General features: G+C 69.6%; 16 protein-coding genes. 6 read left to right on the forward strand and 10 right to left on the reverse strand.

All coding sequences use genetic code 11. From position 1 onward, the window contains the following. Positions 1-43: 43 nt before the first annotated feature. Both ACIF83_RS38020 and ACIF83_RS38025 read left to right on the forward strand, forming a co-directional pair. Entirely contained in the window at positions 44-880 is an 837-nt protein-coding gene (locus ACIF83_RS38020; protein WP_399734237.1) for a helix-turn-helix transcriptional regulator, read from the forward strand. Further along, the gene (locus tag ACIF83_RS38025) at positions 877-1,086 is read left to right on the forward strand and encodes a DUF397 domain-containing protein (RefSeq protein WP_393482812.1); all 210 of its coding nucleotides are present in this window, start codon (positions 877-879) and stop codon (positions 1,084-1,086) included. The genes ACIF83_RS38020 and ACIF83_RS38025 overlap by 4 nt, the downstream gene beginning before the upstream one ends. Here ACIF83_RS38025 and ACIF83_RS38030 read toward each other — a convergent pair. The 6 genes from ACIF83_RS38030 to ACIF83_RS38055 form a co-directional block, all read right to left on the reverse strand. Continuing rightward, entirely contained in the window at positions 1,043-2,866 is a 1,824-nt protein-coding gene (locus ACIF83_RS38030; protein WP_399734099.1) for a bifunctional metallophosphatase/5'-nucleotidase, read from the reverse strand. The genes ACIF83_RS38025 and ACIF83_RS38030 overlap by 44 nt on opposite strands. A 130-nt stretch (positions 2,867-2,996) precedes the next feature. Then, positions 2,997-3,491 (reverse strand): DUF6114 domain-containing protein, encoded by a 495-nt coding sequence (locus ACIF83_RS38035; RefSeq protein ID WP_399734102.1) that lies wholly within the window; start codon positions 3,489-3,491, stop codon positions 2,997-2,999. After that, a complete protein-coding gene (locus ACIF83_RS38040; protein ID WP_393482820.1) occupies positions 3,482-4,105 on the reverse strand; it encodes a DUF6230 family protein in 624 nt (207 codons plus the stop codon). The genes ACIF83_RS38035 and ACIF83_RS38040 overlap by 10 nt, the downstream gene beginning before the upstream one ends. Positions 4,106-4,325: 220 nt before the next feature. Beyond that, positions 4,326-4,814 carry a hypothetical protein gene (locus ACIF83_RS38045; RefSeq protein WP_393482822.1) on the reverse strand — a complete coding sequence of 163 codons (489 nt, stop codon included), beginning with the start codon at positions 4,812-4,814 and terminating at the stop codon, positions 4,326-4,328. A gap of 127 nt (positions 4,815-4,941) precedes the next feature. After that, a complete protein-coding gene (locus ACIF83_RS38050; RefSeq protein ID WP_393482824.1) occupies positions 4,942-5,154 on the reverse strand; it encodes a hypothetical protein in 213 nt (70 codons plus the stop codon). A gap of 93 nt (positions 5,155-5,247) precedes the next feature. Further along, positions 5,248-6,531, reverse strand: coding sequence for an adenylosuccinate synthase (locus tag ACIF83_RS38055; protein ID WP_393482827.1), 1,284 nt, complete (start codon positions 6,529-6,531; stop codon positions 5,248-5,250). A 197-nt stretch (positions 6,532-6,728) separates the two neighbouring features. Here ACIF83_RS38055 and ACIF83_RS38060 point away from each other — a divergent pair, with 197 nt between their 5' ends. Beyond that, positions 6,729-7,583, forward strand: coding sequence for a diacylglycerol kinase (locus ACIF83_RS38060; protein ID WP_399734107.1), 855 nt, complete (start codon positions 6,729-6,731; stop codon positions 7,581-7,583). A gap of 284 nt (positions 7,584-7,867) precedes the next feature. After that, entirely contained in the window at positions 7,868-9,376 is a 1,509-nt protein-coding gene (locus tag ACIF83_RS38065) for an APC family permease (RefSeq protein WP_399734110.1), read from the forward strand. Between the two features lie 130 nt (positions 9,377-9,506). Here ACIF83_RS38065 and ACIF83_RS38070 read toward each other — a convergent pair whose 3' ends face one another. Next, positions 9,507-9,998, reverse strand: a complete 492-nt coding sequence (locus ACIF83_RS38070; RefSeq protein WP_393482836.1) for a GbsR/MarR family transcriptional regulator — start codon at positions 9,996-9,998, stop codon at positions 9,507-9,509. Between the two features lie 74 nt (positions 9,999-10,072). Here ACIF83_RS38070 and ACIF83_RS38075 point away from each other — a divergent pair, with 74 nt between their 5' ends. Together ACIF83_RS38075 and ACIF83_RS38080 are read left to right on the forward strand one after the other, a co-directional pair. Next, positions 10,073-10,975, forward strand: coding sequence for an ATP-binding cassette domain-containing protein (locus ACIF83_RS38075; protein WP_399734114.1), 903 nt, complete (start codon positions 10,073-10,075; stop codon positions 10,973-10,975). After that, the gene (locus ACIF83_RS38080; protein ID WP_393482842.1) at positions 10,972-12,540 is read left to right on the forward strand and encodes an ABC transporter permease; all 1,569 of its coding nucleotides are present in this window, start codon (positions 10,972-10,974) and stop codon (positions 12,538-12,540) included. Before ACIF83_RS38075 ends, ACIF83_RS38080 begins: the two co-directional genes overlap by 4 nt. A gap of 18 nt (positions 12,541-12,558) precedes the next feature. Here the strand turns inward: ACIF83_RS38080 and ACIF83_RS38085 are convergent, their stop codons facing one another. From ACIF83_RS38085 to ACIF83_RS38095, 3 genes are all read right to left on the reverse strand, one after another. Then, positions 12,559-13,779: a cytochrome P450 gene (locus ACIF83_RS38085; RefSeq protein WP_399734117.1), complete on the reverse strand. Its 1,221-nt coding sequence runs from the start codon at positions 13,777-13,779 to the stop codon at positions 12,559-12,561. Between the two features lie 86 nt (positions 13,780-13,865). Beyond that, on the reverse strand, positions 13,866-14,327 hold the full coding sequence (locus tag ACIF83_RS38090; protein WP_393482847.1) for a hypothetical protein: 462 nt from the start codon (positions 14,325-14,327) through the stop codon (positions 13,866-13,868). 31 nt (positions 14,328-14,358) lie between these two features. Next, entirely contained in the window at positions 14,359-19,089 is a 4,731-nt protein-coding gene (locus tag ACIF83_RS38095) for an RHS repeat-associated core domain-containing protein (RefSeq protein ID WP_393482850.1), read from the reverse strand. Between the last annotated feature and the right edge of the window lie 49 nt (positions 19,090-19,138).

A 19,138-nucleotide genomic window follows, 5' to 3' on the forward strand; every position in this document is an offset into this window, starting at 1 on the left:
ACCGATGTCCGGTTGAGTTCGGTTGAGTCCGGGGGTGACCGCAATGGCGCGGGTCGAGAACAAAGTGGAGGCGGGCGGTACGGCACACCTTGTCGCCGCTCTGGCGAAGGCCCTGCGGGACCAGCAGGGGCTGACGCAGGAGGAGCTGGGCAAGAAGATCGGCTACACCGCGTCCGCCATCAGCGCCATGGAGACGTGTGCGCAGCCCGCGAGCGACAAGATGCTGGCCGGGCTGGAGGAACAGATCGGGGCTGGACTGGGGGTGTTCCAGGAGGCCCGCAGGTGGATGCTGCTGGAGAAGTACCCGGCTCGGTTCCGGGGTTTCTCGGAGATGGAGGCCGGGGCGTTCACGATCAGCTCGTACGAGACGCTGGTGGTCGATGGTCTCTTTCAGACGGAGGACTACGCACGGGCGTTGATCGGAGGCAGCTACCCCTCGGTCTCCGAGCAGAAGCGCGAGGAGCTGGTCGAGGCACGGCTGCTCCGCAGGGCCCTCTTCGATCGGGATCCGGCCCCGATGATCGAGCTGATCCTCGAAGAGAGCGTGCTGAGGCGTCCGTTCGGCTCATGGGAGGTGCTCCGGGGGCAGCTGCGCTCGCTCATCGAGGATGGGCAGAGGGACAATGTCTGCCTGCAAGTGCTTCCGCTGGACCGAGGGCTGCGAGGCACGTACGCGGGCGACCGAGGCGCTATGAAGCTCGTCGTGACCAAGGACCACGAACACGTCGTCTACATGGAGATCGAGGACCAGGGCATCCTGATCAGCGACCCGCCAGACGTGTCCCAACTCGCCCACCGGTATGCGAAGATCCGCGCACAGGCCATGAGTCCCGACGACTCGATGAACCTCATCGAACGGTTGGCAGGGGAGACACAATGACCGACACCGGCGCCCTTCGGTGGTTCAAGTCCAGCTACAGCGACGGCGGCGGCGGCAACTGTATCGAAATAGCCCCCTGCCCCCACACCATCCACGTCCGGGACTCCAAGAACCCGGACGGCCCCCAGCTCACTGTCTCGCCGGAGGCCTGGGCGGGCTTCCTCAGAACACCGGCGTTCCGGCCTGCGTCAGCTTCCAGTTGGTGACCGCGAAGTCGGCCGGGTCGAGCGCCTTCTTCGCCGTCACGTAGTCGATCATCAGCTGACGGATCTCGTTGGTGGAGCTGTAGGCGATCGGTGCCGAGGCGATGTGCGGGTAGCCCGAACCGCCGTTCGCCCGGTAGTTGTTGACCGCGACGACGAAGACCTGGTCGTCGGCGACCGGGGCTCCGTTGTAGGTGAGGTTCTTGATCCGGGAGCCCTCGGCCTGCGCGATGTCGATCTCGTAGTCGACGCCCGCCGCCGTGTCGTACATGTAGTCCCAGAACTTGTTGGCGTTGGTGAGGGTCGCGGTGTCGACCTTCGTGCCGGCCGGGACCTGGTAGTAGTACTTCGCCCCGAACTCCAGGTACTCCTTGAGCTGGGCACCCGTCAGCTTCTTGCCGTACAGGGTGTTGTCGTAGATGTAGAGCCCGGCGATGTCCTTGATGGTGACGTTGCCCTGGGGGATGTCGGCCGTGCGGCTGAAGGGCGCGGCGACCGAGATCAGCGGGAGCGCCGCGTCCGACGCCGAGAGCCCGGCCTTCACCGTCTCCATCTGGACCTTGTGGATGAAGTCCATGATCGGCACGTCCTTCCAGCAGGACTCCGCCGCGGAGAGGTCCTGCGTGCAGGTGCCGACCGCCGTGTTCACGTACTTCACGACCAGCTCGTGGTCGGCCTCCAGGAGCTTCTTGATCTCCGGGTCCTCGTCCACGTCCTTGGGGTTGAGGGTCTGCGCCGTCTTGCTCGTCACCTTCCACCGGCCGTGGTGGAGTTCGAGTTCGAAGTCGAAGACGCTCAGGCGGTAGCCCCAGCAGTACGGCTCGGAGAGGAGGACCTCCTCGCCGGTCTCCGCGTTCTTCACCGTGTACGAGGGCACCTCGACGTGCGTGTGGCCCACCAGGATCGCGTCGATGCCCGGCACCTGCTCGGCCACCAGGTTCGAGGCGTTCTCGACGTACGGGAGCGAGTCGCCCCAGGACGAGGAGCCGTCCAGGCCCGAGTGGTCCGTCAGGAACACCACGTCACAGCCGAGCGCGCGCATCCGCGGCACGTACTTCTTCGCCTGCTCGACCAGGCCCGGGAAGACCATCTTGCCGCTGACGTTGTCCTTGTCCCACAGCGCGATACCGGGGTTGGTGAGGCCCAGGATGCCGACCTTGATGTCCGGGGCGCCCGGCACACAGATCCGCTTCACGGTGTACGGCTGGAAGGCGGGGCGCAGCGTCTTCGCGTCCAGCGCGTTGGCGCCGAGCAGCGGGAAGTGACACTGGCTCTCGAACTTGCGCAGCGTGTCGATGCCGTAGTTGAACTCGTGGTTGCCGAGGGCGGCGGCGTCGTAGCGCATGTGGTTCATGGCCACGGCCATCGGGTGCTTGGGGCCGCGCTTGCCGTCGGTCCCGGTGATCGGGTCGACCCGGGCGAAGTAGTAGGCCAGGGAGGTGCCCTGGATGATGTCACCGGCGTCGACCAGGAGGGTGCGGTGCTCGCCCTTCGCCTCCCGCTGCTGCTTGATCAGGGTGGCCACCCGGGCCACACCCACGGAGTTGCCCGCCTTGTCGGTGTAGGCGGCGTCCTTGTAGTAGTCCCAGTCGAAGACGTGGCTGTGCAGGTCGGTGGTGCCCAGAATGGAGAACGACCAGGTGAGCGGCGTCTTTTCGGGCCGGTGACCGGCTTCCGCGGCCTCGGCGGTGCCGGTGCCGACCGCACCCGCGGCGGCGACGGCGGCGCCGGTGACGGCCGACTTCTGCAGGAAGGTGCGGCGGTTGAGGGGCTGGGCGGGCATGACAGGCTCCCGAGAGGCTGGAGTTGACGCGAGCAGAGGGGCGTACCGTGCGGGGGCTACCCGCGTAGATCGTGCTCGTGCCCGCCAGTGGCGGGAACCAGGAACAGGCCATGTCCAGGTCAAGGATGGGTCAGTTGTCGCCTCGGTCGTCTCCTGCCGGAACGGCCGTGGACGCGTGGTTCGGCTCCGCTGCCGGGGGTTCGTCGGCGACGGGCGGAATCCAGGAACAGGCCAGGGAGCCGCCGATCAGGCCGGTGAACACGCCGAGGAAGAGGCCGCCGAGGTTCGCGACGGGGAAGGAGGCGAGGGCGAGCAGGAGGGTGGCGACCCCGGCGAACAGGCGAAGGTGGGGTTGGTACCAGAGGCTGAGCCCCAGGGTGATGAGCAGGACTCCGATGATCAGGGACCCGGCACCGGGGGTGGTCGACATGGCCAGCGGAAGGGAGCCCATGTCCAGGTTCACGTACGGCCAGTACAGGATGGGCAGCCCCGCCGCCAGGGTGAAGAGCCCGGCCCAGAAGGGGCGTTCACCACGCCAGGCGCGGAACCTGCGGCGGGCGTGCGCCGCTGTCGCACGGATGCGGGGGCGTACGGAGGATTCGCCCCGCCCAGGGGTCAGGAGCATTCGTGGTGGCCCTGCTCGATCCGCACGCGCAGGCCGGGGACGTTGAACGTACCGGCGGTGAGCGCGACCGCGGTCACGCGCACGTCGGTCAGGGTGACCGACGTGGCCTGCTGCCCGAAGCCGCTGGGGTCGAAGAAGCGCGAGTCCCTGTCGCCCGGATTGACCGGCCCCTTGGTGATCTCCCCCTGCGCGACACCCATGTCGAAGTTCCGGAAATCCGCCTGCCCGGCCGACTGGAACGTCGTGTCGAGGAACAGGTTCGACGCCTGGACCGGGCGTTCGTTCCCGCCGGTGATCTTCAGGGTCTGCGGGCCCAGCACCGGGACGTCGATCAGTACGGACTGGCACAGTCCGCTGATCGTCGCGCGCCGGGATCCGACGACCTGGACCGGCACCAGCTCGCCCTGCTTGGTCACGTCCACCATGCCGTAGCTGCTGAGTCCGCGAGAGACCAGCGTGTCCGCGGTGACCTGGAACCTCTTGCCGGAAATGAGGAACGACGCTGCCAGTGCCCCCTCTCCCATGACGATGCCGAGGGCCGCGCAGGCCGCGACGCCGGGCACCAGGACCACCGCGAAGCGTCGCCAATGGGTCCTGCCGACGCGGTGCGACATCCCGGCTCCTTCGGTCATGGAGGGGATCGACCCTCAACCCGTCAAGGCGGACATTTCCCCTCCCCGGTGACGGATCCTAGGCTTCCAGCCGCAGCAACCGGCCACACGCCGGGCCCGCCGTACGGGTGACGCACCTGACACACACCGCGGCACGCACCACGTGCAGGGGCGCTTCCTCGTGCCCCTGCACGTGGTGGTCGACGGGCTGTTGTCGCAGCCGTCAGACCTGGATGTGGAGCGTCCGCGAGATCGGGTCGGGCGTGGCCCCCAGCGAGTTGCCGGCCGCATCGCTGACGCGGGTGTTGGAGTAGGACACGCTCTCCAGGAACAGCTTCTGCCCCGCCGGGCACTTGAAGTCACCCGGGCCGAGCGGACCCACCGTCAAGGTCCCGGTGGTCTGCCCGTTGCGCACAGGGAAGTTGCCGGAGGCGATCACGTCGCTCTGCAGGGTCTCCTTGTTTCCGGCCTTGGGGTGCTTGCCGCCGTTGTTGAAGCACTGGTAGACAGCGGTCGCGCTCGCCGTGAGCGTGATCCTGACGCTGGTCGTACCGGTACCCAGGCCGACCTCCTTGAACGAGGTCGAGAGGGTCCCGTTGCTGTTCACCGAGTTGTTTGCGAACAGGAAGTGCGGGTTCTGGGCGAGTGCCGGCGTGGCGACCAGCACGGTGGTGCACGCAGCCGAGACGAGTCCGAGCGCGATGCGTCGCATATTTTCTTCCTCTTGTCTGCCAGGTTCCTCGAATGGATCGAGGAAGCCGTTCTTTGCGAGAGGAGTCCTACCGCGCGTCGCCGATAAATCACGAAATATAATCTGAATGGATCAATGTAGAGAGCGGTCAGGGGCGGCCGATGAGCCGGATCTCCGGCGGCCACAGGATCCTGCTCGCCACCAGCAGCGAGGGCCCGAGGTGGATCGGGCACACCAGGAGCGCCGGCAGGCCCTGGCGGGCGACCTCGAAAACGGCGGGATCGGAGCAGTCCGTACCGGCAGCCTGGTCACCTTCACCGCCGTACGGCCCCCGGCACCGTACCTTCCGGTGGATGCTCATACTCCGATTGCATCGCGCAGAACGCGGGACCGCCCGCCGATCACGCCTGAGGGCGGATCGGCGGGCGGTCCTGTGGCGGTCCGTGCCCGCGGTCTACAGGAACGAGTTGATCTCGATCGTCTCGTCCCGGCCCGGGCCCACGCCGATCGCGGAGATCGGGGCGCCGGACATCTCCTCCAGCGCCTTGACGTAGTTCTGGGCGTTCTTCGGGAGGTCGGAGAAGGACTTCGCCTTGGTGATGTCCTCGGACCAGCCCGGCAGGGTCTCGTAGACCGGCTTCGCGTGGTGGAAGTCGGTCTGCGAGTACGGGAGCTCCTCGACGCGCTTGCCGTCGATCTCGTACGCCACGCAGACCGGGATCTCCTCCCAGCCGGTCAGGACGTCCAGCTTGGTGAGGAAGAAGTCGGTCAGGCCGTTCACGCGGGTCGCGTAGCGGGCGATGACCGCGTCGAACCAGCCGCAGCGGCGGTCACGGCCGGTCGTCACGCCCCGCTCGCCACCGATGCGGCGCAGCGCCTCGCCGTCCTTGTCGAACAGCTCGGTCGGGAAGGGACCGGCGCCGACACGGGTCGTGTAGGCCTTGAGGATGCCGATCACACGGCTGATCTTCGTCGGGCCCACGCCGGCGCCGGTGCAGGCACCGCCCGCGGTCGGGTTCGAGGAGGTGACGAAGGGGTACGTGCCGTGGTCGATGTCGAGCAGGGTGCCCTGACCGCCCTCGAACAGGACGACCTTGTTCTCCTCCAGCGCCTGGTTGAGGACCAGCACGGTGTCGGTGACGTACGGCTTGATCTGCTCGGCGTAGCCCAGCAGCTCCTCGACCACCTGGTCGGCGGAGATGACCCGCCGGTTGTACAGCTTGGTGAGCAGCTGGTTCTTGACGTCGAGGGCCGCCTCGACCTTCTGCTGCAGGATCGACTCGTCGTACAGGTCCTGGACCCGGATGCCGACGCGGTTGATCTTGTCGGCGTAGGTCGGGCCGATGCCGCGGCCGGTCGTACCGATCTTGCGCTTGCCGAGGAAGCGTTCCGTCACCTTGTCGACGGTCACGTTGTACGGCGTGATGATGTGCGCGTTACCGCTGATCAGGAGCTTGGACGTGTCGACGCCACGCTCGTTCAGACCGCTCAGCTCGGAGAGCAGGACCGACGGGTCGACGACGACACCGTTACCGATGACCGGCGTACAACCGGGAGAGAGGATTCCGGAAGGGAGGAGGTGGAGTGCATACTTCTGGTCGCCGACGACCACCGTGTGGCCGGCGTTGTTGCCGCCCTGGTAGCGCACTACATAGTCCACCGAGCCACCGAGCAGGTCGGTGGCCTTCCCCTTGCCTTCGTCACCCCACTGAGCACCGAGCAGCACAAGTGCGGGCACGCGCGTACACCCCTTCCGGGCGGGGCATGTCCAAGGTCGGGGGCAGGGGCGTAAGGTTCACCGCCGCGTACCACCGCGACCGCCTTTGGTCGCACAACCGTCGGACCGGATGCCCCGGAATAGACGAAGCCCCTGGCGCAATAGCGCAAGGGGCTCTTGCACAAAGATGCTACCCGAGGAAGCGAGGCAGGACCGAGGTGGCGACCTTCGCGACGTCCGATCAGCTGCTGGTGATCATCGATCCGGCGGCACGGCAGACGGACGGGGAGTCCGTCCGGATCGCGAAAGACGTGCTCAGCGCGGGTGCGACCACCAAGGTGTGCCTGCCGGACAGCCCCGAGGAATTCGCCCGGGCGCTCGGCCGGCGAGGGTCCCGGCGCCCGGTCGTGGTCGGCGACGACCGGGCGTTGGTCCGCGCGGTGACCCTGCTGCACCGCCATCGCGAGCTGGCCGGATGTGCACTGTCGATGGTCCCGGTCGGGGGTGCCGCCCTGGCGGAGTCCCTCGGCGTGCCCGCCGGTGCGGTCGCGGCCGCGCGGGCCGTGCTGGACGGCGCGGAGCGGCGCCTGGACCTGCTCGTGGACGACAGCGACGGGGTCGTCCTGGGCGCGCTGGGCATCCCGTCGGCGCCGGTGCGGGCCTCGGCCTCCACCGAGCCGGTGGGCGTCCCCTCCGGGCGTCCCTGGCTGCGGACGACGTACCGCTCCCTGGTGCGCACCCTGGCCCCGCGCCCGACCCGCCTGGCGGGCGTTCCGGCCCCGGGCCCCTCCCGGCTCCGGGTCGAGCTGGACGGCGAGACGCTCGTGGACCTGGACCAGCCCGTGGAGGCGGTGTCGGTGACGCCGGGTTCCCGCGGGATGGCCGAGGTGGAGGTCCGGCCGCTGTCGGTGGGCGCCGAGGCGACGCCGCTGCGGGCCCGTGGCCGCGCGGTGACGGTGATCGGGTCGGACTTCCGCTACCGGGCCGACGCGCAGGTCTCGGGGCCCGTACGACGCCGGACGTGGACCGTGCGCGAGGCGGCCTGGGCGCTGACGCTGCCTACCGATCACTGACCCCCGACCCCGCCCATCACTGACCCCGAGCCCGCCCATCACTGACCCCGAGCCCGCCCATCACTGACCCCGAGCCCGCCCGTCGCTCACCCTCGCGCCCGCCCATGGGTGGCCCCCGGGCCCGCCCGCCGATGCCCTCCTGCGGGCTCCCCGGACCGGCTCTAAAGGTCTGGTGACAAATATTTAACCGTGCCGACCCCTTGAGGGACCGGTTCTCCCTCCACCATCCTGCTCCATCAAGGCGTGGTGCGTCCGCGCGTGGCGATCAGGAGAGGGGCCACCCGATGGCAGTGGACGAGGGCGTCGCCCCGGCGGCGAAGACGGACGACGACGGAGTGGTTCATCGGCTGAAACCCAACGCAGTCGGCCTGCTCGGTGTGGTGTTCATGGCCGTCGCCACGGCCGCGCCGATCACCGCGATGACCGGCAACGTGCCCTTCATGGTGTCCGCCGGCAACGGCATCGGGGCGCCCGCAAGCTATCTCGTCGCAATGGTCGTCCTGGCAATCTTTTCCGTGGGTTTCACATCCATGGCGAAGCACATCACGTCCACGGGAGCCTTCTACGGCTTCATCTCCTACGGCCTCGGCCGCACCATCGGCCTCGCCTCGGGACTCCTCGCGACCTTCGCGTACGTCGTCTTCGAGCCCGCGCTGATCGGGATCTTCTCCACCTTCGCCACGACCACCCTCAAGGACCAGTCGGGGCTCGACGTCCCGTGGTGGACCTTCGCGATCCTGATGCTGGCGATCAACGCCACCGGCACCTGGTTCGGCGTGAGCGTCGCCGAGAAGCTGCTGGTGGTGCTGCTGGCGACCGAGGTGACCGTGCTGGCCGCGATGGCCGTCTCGGTCGCCTTCCACGGCGGCGGGCCGCACGGCTTCACCTTCGCGCCGGTCAACCCGGTCAACGCCTTCAAGGGCACGTCCGCCGGGCTCGGGCTCTTCTTCGCCTTCTGGTCCTGGGTCGGCTTCGAGTCGACGGCGATGTACGGCGAGGAGTCCCGCGACCCGAAGAAGATCATCCCCAAGGCGACGATGATCAGCGTTCTGGGCGTCGGCGTCTTCTACGTCTTCGTCTCCTGGATGGCCATCTCGGGCACCGGCGCGGGAAGCGCCGTGGAGGTGGCGACCAAGGACCCGATGGGCCTCTTCTTCAACCCCACCGAGCGCTACGTCGGCCACTGGGCGGTCGACGTCATGCAGTGGCTGATGATCACCGGCTCGCTGGCCTGCGGCATGGCCTTCCACAACTGCGCCGCCCGCTACATGTACGCGCTGGGCCGCGAGGGTGTCCTGCCGTCCCTGAAGAACACCGTCGGCCGCACCCACGCCCGGCACGGCTCCCCGCACATCGCGGGCCTGGTGCAGACGGTGGTGAGCGGGCTGCTGGTGGGCGCGTTCTGGGCCGCGGGCAAGGACCCGTACAGCGGCACGTACGTGCTGCTCGCCATCCTCGGCACCATGGCGATCCTCGTCGTCCAGGCCGTGTGCTCGTTCGCGGTGCTGGTCTACTTCCGCGGCCACCACCCGGAGAGCCGGCACTGGTTCCGGACCACCGCCGCCCCGCTGATCGGCGGGATCGCGATGCTCGCGGTGGTCGCGCTGCTGGTGTCCAACATGGGCGCGGCGGCCGGCTCGGAGTCCGGCTCGATGGTCCTGAAGGCGACACCGTGGCTGGTCGCGCTGATCGCGGCGGCGGGGATCGGCTACGCGCAGTACCTCAAGCGGCGCTCGCCCGAGCGGTACGCGCTGCTGGGGCGGACGGTGCTGGAGGAGACGAAGGAGCGGTAACGCTCCGCCGGCGGTGCCGCGGTGTGTCGTTGGCCGGCTGCGGCGCCGTCGCGGCCGGTCGCGCCCACGCGGCGGCAGCCGCATGCCGGACACTGCCCCGCACCCCAGGGGAGTTGCGGTGACCCCGGCCTCAGCTCCCGAACCTCTCCTCGCGGTACGCCCGCCAGCGTTCCATCATCTCGGCGACGTCCCGCTCGATGAACTCGAAGAAGGCGAGCGTCTCGGCCAGCCTGCGCCCGGCCGGTGTGTCGGGGCCCAGGCCGGCCACGCCGTCCCTGAGGGCGTCCTCCCAGCGCTTGATGATCGCCTCGCGGTTGGTGAGCGCCTCGTACCACTGGTCGCTGTGCACCCGGTACCGCTCCCGGCGCGAGCCGGGCTCCCGCTCGCGGGACACCATGTGCACCTGGGCGAGGTAGCGCACGGCACCGGAGACGGCCGCGGGGCTGATCCTCAGCTGTTCGCCCAGCTCGGCCGAGGTCAGGGTGCCGGTGTCGGAGGCGAGCAGCGCGGCGAAGACCCGGGAGGGCATGCGCGGCATGCCGGCCTCGACCAGCTGCGCCGCGAAGTGCTCCACGAACCTCGAGACCGACTCCGGGTCCCGCTCAGTACTCGGCTCCGTCATGCCCCTCACCCTATCCGGGGTTCATGCAGTTCCTTAACTTCACAAATTTCTGAAGTAAGCGTACGTTCGGAGGCATGACCAAGGCAATCACGGTCTCCGGACTCCACAAGTCCTTCGGCCGTACCCATGCGCTGGACGGTCTCGACCTCGATGTCGAGACCGGCGAGGTCCACGGCTTCCTCGGCCCCAACGGTTCCGGCAAGTCGACCACCATCCGGGTCCTGCTCGGCCTGCTGCGCGCGGACTCGGGCGCGGCGCAGGTGCTGGGCCGCGACCCGTGGAAGGACGCGGTCGAGGTGCACCGCCGGATCGCCTACGTCCCCGGCGACGTGACCCTGTGGCGCAATCTCTCCGGCGGCGAGGTCATCGACCTGTACGGCAGGCTGCGCGGGGGGCTGGACGCGCGGCGTCGCGCGGACCTGATCGACCGCTTCGAGCTGGACCCCACCAAGAAGGGCCGCACCTACTCCAAGGGCAACCGGCAGAAGGTCGCCCTGGTCGCCGCCTTCGCCTCGGACGTGGACCTGCTGATCCTCGACGAGCCGACCTCGGGCCTGGACCCGCTGATGGAGGAGGTCTTCCAGCGCTGCGTGGAGGAGGAGCGGGACCGCGGCCGGACGATCCTGCTGTCCTCCCACATCCTCAGCGAGGTCGAGGAGCTGTGCGACCGCGTCAGCATCATCCGCAGGGGCCGGACCGTGGAGGCCGGCTCCCTGGCCGACCTGCGCCACCTGACGAGGACGAGCGTGAGCGCCGAACTCGCGGGCCCGCCCAACGGGTTGGCGCACCTGCCCGGCGTCCACGACCTGGACGTCCAGGGCCACCGGGTCCACCTCCAGGTGGAGACCGACCATCTGGACGCGGTCCTGCGCCAGTTGAGCGAGTCGGGCGTACGGTCCCTGACCTCGACCCCGCCGACGCTTGAGGAGCTGTTCCTGCGCCACTACCAGGATCTCGACGAGGCGGCGGCGCGATGACGACCTTCACGGGAACGGGAGTGCTGCTGCGTTTCTCGCTGCGCCGCGACCGCTTGCTGATCCCGGTGTGGATCGCGGTGAACGCGCTGATGGTCCTCTCCATGCCGAACACCCTGAAGACCCTGTACGGCACCGCGGCCGAACGCGCCGACCTGGTGAGCCAGTTGCAGACCAACGCCTCGTTCCGCGCCCTGATCGGCCCGGTCTTCGACACCTCGCTCGGCGCGCTGACGGCCTGGCGCGTGGGCGTGTACGCCGCCGCGCTCGCGGCCACGATGAGCCTGCTGATCGTCGTGCGGCACACCCGGGACGAGGAGGAGAGCGGCCGCCAGGAACTGGTGGCGTCCGGGATGGTGGGCCGCCGGGCCTCCCTCACCGCGGCCCTGCTGGCGGCGGCGACCGCCAACGCCGTACTGGCCCTGCTGATCACGGCGGGCCTGTCCGCGCAGGGAGCCACGGGCGCACTGTCCTTCGGCCTCGGTCTCGCCGGGGTCGGCATGGTCTTCGCCACGACGACGGCGATCGTCGCCCAGCTGACCCAGAGCGCGCGCCTCGCCCGCGGCCTGACGGCGGCGGTCCTCGGCGCGGCCTTCGTCCTGCGCGCGGCCGGCGACTCGACAACGAACGACGGCTCCTCCCTCCTGACCTGGCTGTCCCCCCTGGGCTGGCTGGAGAACCAGCGCTCCTTCGCCGCCGAACGCTGGTGGGTGCTGCTGCTGTTCGCGGCGGCGGTGGCCGTGCAGGCCCTGATCGCCTACGAGCTGGCGGGCCGCCGCGACGTCGGCATGAGCTTCCTGCCCACCCTCCCGGGCCCGCCCACGGGCCGCCTCGGCACAGCAGCCGCCCTGGCCTGGCGCCTGCAACGCGGCAGCGTCCTCGGCTGGTCCCTCGGCTTCTTCCTCGCCGGGGTCGTCTACGGCGGTCTCACGGACGGCGCGGCCGACCTGGTCCGCGACAACGAACGGGCCCGGCAGATCTTCGAGCGGATGGGCGGCCAGAGCGGTCTCACGGACGCGTTCCTGGCGTCGATGGTCGGCATGCTGGGCCTGATCGCGGCGCTCTACGTCGTCGGGTCGGTCCTGCGCCTGCACGGCGAGGAGACCTCCGGCCGCGCCGAACCGGTACTGGCCTGCGCGGTCGGCCGCCTCCGCTGGGCCGCGAGCCACCTGACGATCGCCTTCGCCGGCTCGGCCCTGATCATGCTCCTGGCAGGCCTGGGCTTCGCGGTGGGCTACGGCAAGGAGATCGGACCGGTTCTGGGCGCCTGCCTGGTCCAGCTCCCGGCGGTCTGGGTGATCGGCGCGCTGACCCTCCTGCTCTACGGCCTGGCCCCGCGCCTGGCCCCGGCCGCCTGGGGCATCGCCGTGGCGACCCTCCTGATCGGCTGGGTGGGCCCGGCCCTGAACGCCCCCCGGATCGTGCTGGACCTGTCCCCGTTCGGCCACCTGCCCAAGCTGCCGGGTGGGGGGATGGAGTGGGAGCCGGTGCTGGTCCTGACGGGGCTCGCGGTGGCGCTCGTGGGAGCGGGGCTGGCGGGGCTGCGCAGGCGTGACCTGACCTCGTGAACCCAGCCGTCCCGGCGGTCAGGCGATCAGTACGTCCAGCCCCTCCAACCCCCGGATCACGAAGTTCGGCTTGCGCTGGGGCTCTGCGGCCGGGGTCAGGGTGGGGGCCTTCTCCAGCAGCGCAGTCATCGAAGCCGCCAGCTCGATGCGGGCCAGGGGGGCGCCGATGCAGTAGTGGATGCCTGCGCTGAAGGAGATGTGGGGGTTGTCCCTGCGGGTGAGGTCGAGGTTCTCGGGGTTCTGGAAGACCTCGGGGTCGTGGTTGGCGGAGCCGAAGAGCATGGCGATCTCCGAACCCCTGGGGATCGTCGTGCCGTCGATCTCGATGTCGTCCAGGACCCAGCGCTCGAAGAGCTGGAGCGGGGTGTCGTAGCGCATCAGCTCCTCGATCGCCGAGGGGATCAGGGAGTGGTCGGCGCGGAGGGCGGCCAGCTGAGAGGGGTTGCGGAAGAGGGCGTGCCAGCCGTTCACCGTGGCGTTGACGGTCGCCTCGTGCCCCGCGTTCAGCAGCAGCACGGCCGTGGAGATCATCTCCTGCTCGGTCAGGCGGTCACCCTCGTCGTGCGCGGCGATGAGCCCGGAGATCAGGTCGTCACCCGGCTCCTTGCGGCGCTCGGCGATCAGCTCGCGGAGGTAGTCCGAGAACTCGGTCGATGCCTGGACGGCCCGCGCTGCCGTCTCCTTCGACGGGTTCAGCTCGTACATCCCGCAGATGTCCGCCGACCAGGGGCGCAGCGGGGCCCGGTCGGACTCCGGGATGCCCAGCATCTCGGCGATGACGGCCACGGGGAGCGGCTCGGCGACGTCCGTGAGCAGATCTCCGCCGCCCGCCGCGACCAGCCGGTCCACCAGCACGCCGGCGAGGTTCGCCACGTACGGCTTCAGCTGCTCGACCGTGCGCGGGGTGAACGCCTTCGACACCAGCCGCCGGATGCGGGTGTGGTCCGGCGGTTCGAGGTCGAGCATGCCGTGGTCGTTGAGCGTGTGGAACGGCTCGTGCTCCGGCGGGGGTGCGGTACGCCCGAAGTCCTCGTGCGTGAACCTGTGCTGGTACGTCCGGCCGAGGCGCCGGTCCCGCAGCAGCGCCGAGACGTCGGCGTGGTGCGGGACCAGCCACTGGTCGGTCGGCTCGTACCGGATCACCCGGCCGCGGGCGCGCAGCTCGGCGTAGGCCGGGTACGGGTCGGCGAGGAACGCGGGGTCCCAGGGGTCGAACGCGAGGTCGGTAGGGCCTGCCATGCGGGGACGCTAACGCCTCGGACCGGCGCCTGACCAGGGGTGTCCGCCCCTGACACGCTCGGCCGCGGTCCTCGGCTGCCCGCCGCTCAGATCTGGTTGGCGACCAGGACGTAGTCGTAGTAGATCGGGTCGCCCTCTTCGTCCATCGGGTACTCGTAGCTGCTCTGGTTCGCGAGGATCACCTTCAGCTCCGGCAGGGCGTCGAAGCCCAGGTCGTTCTCCTCGACGGTGTGGCCCCGTTCCGCGAGCTGTTCGAAGAGGTCCTCGCTCGGCGTGCGGAAGACGTCGAGCCCGTCGAGCAGCACCCGCACGTCGGCGTCCTCGTTCTGGAACCGGAACAGCTCCACACCGCTCAGCGCGCCCTTGGTGAACCCGAGCACGACGCCCAGCCGGGACGCGTCGTGCGTGAGCGTGATCTGTCCCGGCTCCGCGTCACTCGCGACGACCCGGAAAAGCCCCCACTCGTCCAACGCGCCGCGCGCTTCCTCGACCGACATGCCGAGCCGGAAACGCGCGACGCCGACATGCGGCAGCAGTTCCAGTTCCATACTCACTCCCTCGATTACGTGCCCCGGACCCTCACGCCAGCAGGGCGTTCTCGTCGATGCTCCATCCTCGTTTCTTGAGCATCGCCTGGAGGGGCTTGTTGTGCTTCAGGCTGGCCACCATGTCCTTGATGTGCTGATCGTACTTGTCGGGGAATCGCCGCTTGATGTCGTCGATGTCCATGCGCATGGCTTCGGTGATGCGGCCCTGATTGATCAGCTCGCGCTGCCACTGCTGCCACGCCTGGGACTCGTGCGAGTACCCCGTGCTGTAGAGCTGCTCGTGGTCCGCCTGCTCCATGCGAATGGCCGGACCGTTGTTGACCTTCTGCTTCTTGTGGGGCTTGTTCGCGATGTAGAACCCGGGCTCGATGACGTCCTTGTACGCCGACTTGGCCGGGATGTGGTTGACCTCCATCGGCTGCGGATACCGCTTCCCGTCCGCCTGCCGGTTCGAGGGCAGCAGTCCGCCGTACCAGCCGCCGATCTGCGTGCACCCCTTGGCGACCAGACCCTCGGGGTCCATCCACGTGAAGGGGTTGACGACGTACGCGGCGGCGTTGGGCGCGGGCACCAGTCCCAGCGGGTCCGACGACACATAGCGGGCCGTCTCGGGGTCGTAGTGCCGGTTCAGGTTGTAGTGCAGGCCCGTCTCCGGGTCCGCGTACTGGCCGGGGAAGCGCAGCGGCGTATGGGCCCGGGCGTCCCGGTTGCGGGTGGTGATGCCCCAGACCGTGGAACGCTTGTACCAGGCGATGTCGCCCTGTTCGTCGACGAGTTCGGTCGGGGTGCCGATGACGTCGGTGACGATGGCGAAGAACCGGCTGTCCACCTCGCGCTGTTCGGCGTCGGGCGGCAGTCTGCGTTCCAGTTGGGCCATCGGCTGCAGGCCCTCGTATTCCCAGGTCAGCGTGACACCCGTGGCCGTGTCGGTCTCCTCGGCCAGCTGGGTGCCGTCCCATGCGAAGCGGACCGTGGCCGCCACGCCGTGCCCGTCGGCACTCATGCGGTGCTTGGCGGTGCGGCGGCCCAGCGCGTCGTAGGTGTAGCGCCACACGGTGCCGTCGGGGGTGGTGCAGGAGACCAGGCGGTCCTCGGCGTCCCAGGTGTAGCGCCAGGTGTCGGGCTTGCGGGACAGACGCCGCTTCTGGCGCAGCACGACCCGTCCGGCGTCGTCGTACTCGTAGCGCACGCCGTCCGCGCCGAGCAGCCGGCTTCCGTCGTAGGTCCGCTCGCCACGGCTCTCGGTGTGCCGGGCCTGGTCGGGCCAGTGGGCGTCGGTCTGGTTCCCGGTGGCGTCGTAGGCGTAGCGCTCCGACCAGTCGCCGGCGGTGACGCCGAGCGGGCGGCCCGCCACGTCGAGCTCGAACTGCCAGTCCACTCCGGCCTGCCGGTCCGTGAGACGCGTCAGGAAGCCGTCGGCGCGGTAGCCGTAGGAGCGGTCCCGAACGATGCCGCCCGGCGTGCTCAGCGACCGGGCCGAAAGGCGGCCGATCGTGTCCCACTGCGAGTCGAGCGTCACCGGCGCGTGCGCGGGGCCCAGCGTGCGCCGTGTCTCGCGCCCCAGCTCGTCGTGGGCGAACCCGAGCGCGTGACCGGCGCAGTCGACGCGCACCCGGTTGCCCGCGGCGTCGTACGCGTACGAGGTGGCGGCGCCGGTCGGTGTCGTGCGCGAGACCAGTTCGCCGTGCGGGTCGTAGCCGTAGCGCATGCTGCGGCCGTCGACCGTCTCCGCGGTCAGCCGCCCCATGGCGTCGCGTTCCAGGACGAGCGAGGAGGTCGGCGAGACGGCCGCGACGAGCCGGTCGTCGCTGTCGTACGTGTAGCGGGTGAGCACGCCGTCGGCGTCCTTCTCCAGCACGTTGCCCACCGCGTCGAACGTGAAGGCGATGCGCTGCCCGAGCGGGGTCGTCCGGGCGACGAGGCGGCCGGCGGCGTCGTACTCGTAGCGCGTGGTGCGCCCGTCGAAGTCGGTCTCGGAGTCGGTCAGGCCGGACGGGCCGTACCGGTAACTCCACGTCCTCCCCTGCGGGTTGAGCACGCCGCTGATCCGCAGTTCGGTGTCGTACGTGAACTCGTAGCGGGCCCCGTCCTTGCCCGTACGGGCGGCCAGCAGGTCGAACCACGTGTACTCGAAACGGGTCACACCGCCCAGCGGGCCGGTGTGGGTGAGACAGTTTCCCTCCTCGTCGTACGTCCACCGCTCGCTCGCCCCGTCGGGTGCGGTGCGCCGGGTGAGCCAGCCGTCCGCCGTCCACTCCAGACGGGTCACTGATCCGGCGGGGTCGACGGACTCGCAGGGCCGTCCGAACGCGTCGCGGCGCACCGTGTACGTGGCACCGTGCCCGTCGGAGACCGAAAGGACCAGACCCGCCTGGTCGTTGGTGCGCGTCTCCGTCTCGCCGGCCGGGAACGTGACCGTGACCGGGGCGCCCGTCGCGTCGTAGGTGAACGTGGTCGAGGTGCCGTCCGGCGCGACCATCCCGGTGCGGTTGCCCCGCTCGTCGAAGGTCTGCCGCCAAACGGTGCCGTCCGGGCCGGTCATCGTCTCCGGCAGATGCAGCGCGTTGTATGTGGTCGAGGCCTGCCGCCCGTCCGGGTAGTGCACGGTCGTGAGGTTGCCCGCGTCGTCGTACGTGAACCGGGAGGTGTGCCCCAACTCGTCGGTGCGTGACAGCAGGTTGTCGTAGCGGTCCCACTCGAAGCGCACGGTGTTGCCGAGCGGGTCGGTCTCGCCGATCGTCTGGCCGAGCTGGTTGAAGCGGGTGACGGTGACCGCGCCGGTGGAGTCGGTGAAGCGGGTCTCGCGGGCGGCGGTGTCGTAGGCGAAGCGCGAGGAGAGCGCACCGTCGGGGCCGGTCGTCTCCACGACCCGGCCGGCCGCGTCGTACCCGTAGCCGTAGGTGTGGCCGTTGCGGTCGGTCCACGAGGTGACGCGGTGCTCGTCGTCGTAGGTGAACCGCAGAGGCACCCCACGCGCGCCCGACGCTCCCACCAGGTCGTGCCTCTCGTCGTAGGCGAACGAGGCGACCCGGACCGGGCCTTCGGGGGTCTCCAGGTCGAGGGCCGTGACCCGACCGAGGCCGGCGTCCCGGGCGACGCTCACTCGGTAGCCGCCCTCGTGCAGGAGCGTCGAGGGGATGCCCTCGTCGTCGCGTGCGATCTGTATGGCGTTGCCGTTGCGGTCCTCGAGGTCCTCCAGCCAGTACAGACTGCCGGAGGTGTACGGGTTGCCGGTGAACCGCCGGGTCAGGCCGGAGCGGACGTCGAACGTGGCGTACGTGACCTCGCCGAGGGCCGATCGGTCGACGTACGTGAGGGGGATGCGCTCGCCTTCCAGGGGCATCACCTCTTCGCCCGCCTCGCGCGGCAGGTGCGGGTACTGGAGCAGGGATCCGTCCTCGCGCGCCCAGATCGCTCCGCTGCCCGTCATCTCCAGGCGCTCGTCGAGCGTGGAGGCCCAGCTCGTCCCGAAGCAGTGGCCGTAGCGGTAGCCGGATATGTGGGTGCGCCGCAGCACCAGCGGGAGAACACCCGGCAGGGCCAGGTCCGTCTGGGACAGCACCATCTCGCCGCTCGCCACGTCGACCGGGTCGGTCTTGCAGCGGCGCTGCGTCAGGGCCACGGCCTTCTCACGGGCGCTGTCCAGAGTCGTACGCAGCGACTGGGGAATCCTTCGCCGGGCCCCGCCGTCACCGCCCTTCTTGCCGCCGGTGATGGCGTTGACCCGGTCGCGGACGTCGAGGTCGTTGCCCTTGTGCAGGCGGGAGGTGGCCTTCACCCGGTCCGGGATGGTCTCGGTGACATGCTTGGCGATCTTGCCCAGGGCTTTCTCGGAGCCCTTCAGAGCGCCTTCGAGGACGGAGTCGAACGCCTGGGTGAAGGGGTCCCTGCCGCGGGTGCGGCCGAAGGCACCCTTCGCCTTCGACAGCGAGCCCGTGCCGGACAGATGCAGTTCCCCGCCGTGGGCGGAGACCTTGCCGGCGCCGTCCTCGAACTCGATGTGGTCGATGACGGTCCGCTTGCCCGAGCCGCCGGCGGAGGCCAACTGCATCCCGTCGCCGCCTCCGCCACCGGCGGAGGCCAGGTGCATCGCTCCGCCGTGCTTGCCGCCCGAGGCGCCCGAACCACCCGAGCCGCCCGAGGCGCCCGAGCCGCCCGACTGTCCGTCGCCCGGAGCGGGGGGCAGCTGGAAGGCTCCCTCCACCAGGTCGAAGACCATGTCTTCGACCATGGACTCGAGCTTCGCCGTGACGGGCGCGGTCACCCGTGCCATCAGCTCGTCCACGATCCGGTCGACGGCCTCGTCGATGATCCGCTTGACCGCCTGCCGTATCGCCGCGGTCTCGGCCGCCCCGATCACCGCCGACAGACCACCGGTGACGAAGGCAAGTCCCACCGAGATGCCCAACGAGGCTGCCATCGCCCCGAGTTCGATCTCGGCCTTGGTCTTCATCCCGAAGATGACGTCCGCGACCACGTCGCACGCATCCGCGAACAGCCGGGCTATCTCCGGGACCTTCTCCAGATGCCCCGCCTTGACGTGGGACCAGTGTTTCTCCATCGCATCGACGGCCCACCCCTGCGAGGAGGACAGGATGCGCGACACCGCCTTGTGCGCATCGGCGCCATGGCCCTCGAACTTGTCGGCGAAGTCCCGCATGGCGTCGGCCATTTCGCGGTAGTCGTCCTCGTCGACGTTCGGCCAGTTGATTCCGATGAAGTCCAGAATCTCATCGGCCCATCCGGGCAGAACGTAGCCCATCCCCCGTGTAACCCCCGTCACCTGAAGTCTTCGCACGTGCGCATCCGCA

It is taken from the genome of Streptomyces sp. NPDC085866 (assembly GCF_044541035.1).
GTDB lineage: Bacteria > Actinomycetota > Actinomycetes > Streptomycetales > Streptomycetaceae > Streptomyces.

What these genes read in the sequence shown, in the direction of transcription:
- ACIF83_RS38035 (WP_399734102.1), bottom strand. Translation starts at nt 3,491, where the DNA reads ATGCTCCTGACCCCTGGGCGGGGCGAATCCTCCGTACGCCCCCGCATC.
- ACIF83_RS38045 (WP_393482822.1), bottom strand. Translation starts at nt 4,814, where the DNA reads ATGCGACGCATCGCGCTCGGACTCGTCTCGGCTGCGTGCACCACCGTG.
- ACIF83_RS38050 (WP_393482824.1), bottom strand. Translation starts at nt 5,154, where the DNA reads ATGAGCATCCACCGGAAGGTACGGTGCCGGGGGCCGTACGGCGGTGAA.
- ACIF83_RS38075 (WP_399734114.1), top strand. Translation starts at nt 10,073, where the DNA reads ATGACCAAGGCAATCACGGTCTCCGGACTCCACAAGTCCTTCGGCCGT.
- ACIF83_RS38095 (WP_393482850.1), bottom strand. Translation starts at nt 19,089, where the DNA reads ATGGGCTACGTTCTGCCCGGATGGGCCGATGAGATTCTGGACTTCATC.
- ACIF83_RS38080 (WP_393482842.1), top strand. Translation starts at nt 10,972, where the DNA reads ATGACGACCTTCACGGGAACGGGAGTGCTGCTGCGTTTCTCGCTGCGC.
- ACIF83_RS38085 (WP_399734117.1), bottom strand. Translation starts at nt 13,779, where the DNA reads ATGGCAGGCCCTACCGACCTCGCGTTCGACCCCTGGGACCCCGCGTTC.
- ACIF83_RS38020 (WP_399734237.1), top strand. Translation starts at nt 44, where the DNA reads ATGGCGCGGGTCGAGAACAAAGTGGAGGCGGGCGGTACGGCACACCTT.
- ACIF83_RS38040 (WP_393482820.1), bottom strand. Translation starts at nt 4,105, where the DNA reads ATGTCGCACCGCGTCGGCAGGACCCATTGGCGACGCTTCGCGGTGGTC.
- ACIF83_RS38025 (WP_393482812.1), top strand. Translation starts at nt 877, where the DNA reads ATGACCGACACCGGCGCCCTTCGGTGGTTCAAGTCCAGCTACAGCGAC.
- ACIF83_RS38070 (WP_393482836.1), bottom strand. Translation starts at nt 9,998, where the DNA reads ATGACGGAGCCGAGTACTGAGCGGGACCCGGAGTCGGTCTCGAGGTTC.
- ACIF83_RS38065 (WP_399734110.1), top strand. Translation starts at nt 7,868, where the DNA reads ATGGCAGTGGACGAGGGCGTCGCCCCGGCGGCGAAGACGGACGACGAC.
- ACIF83_RS38090 (WP_393482847.1), bottom strand. Translation starts at nt 14,327, where the DNA reads ATGGAACTGGAACTGCTGCCGCATGTCGGCGTCGCGCGTTTCCGGCTC.
- ACIF83_RS38030 (WP_399734099.1), bottom strand. Translation starts at nt 2,866, where the DNA reads ATGCCCGCCCAGCCCCTCAACCGCCGCACCTTCCTGCAGAAGTCGGCC.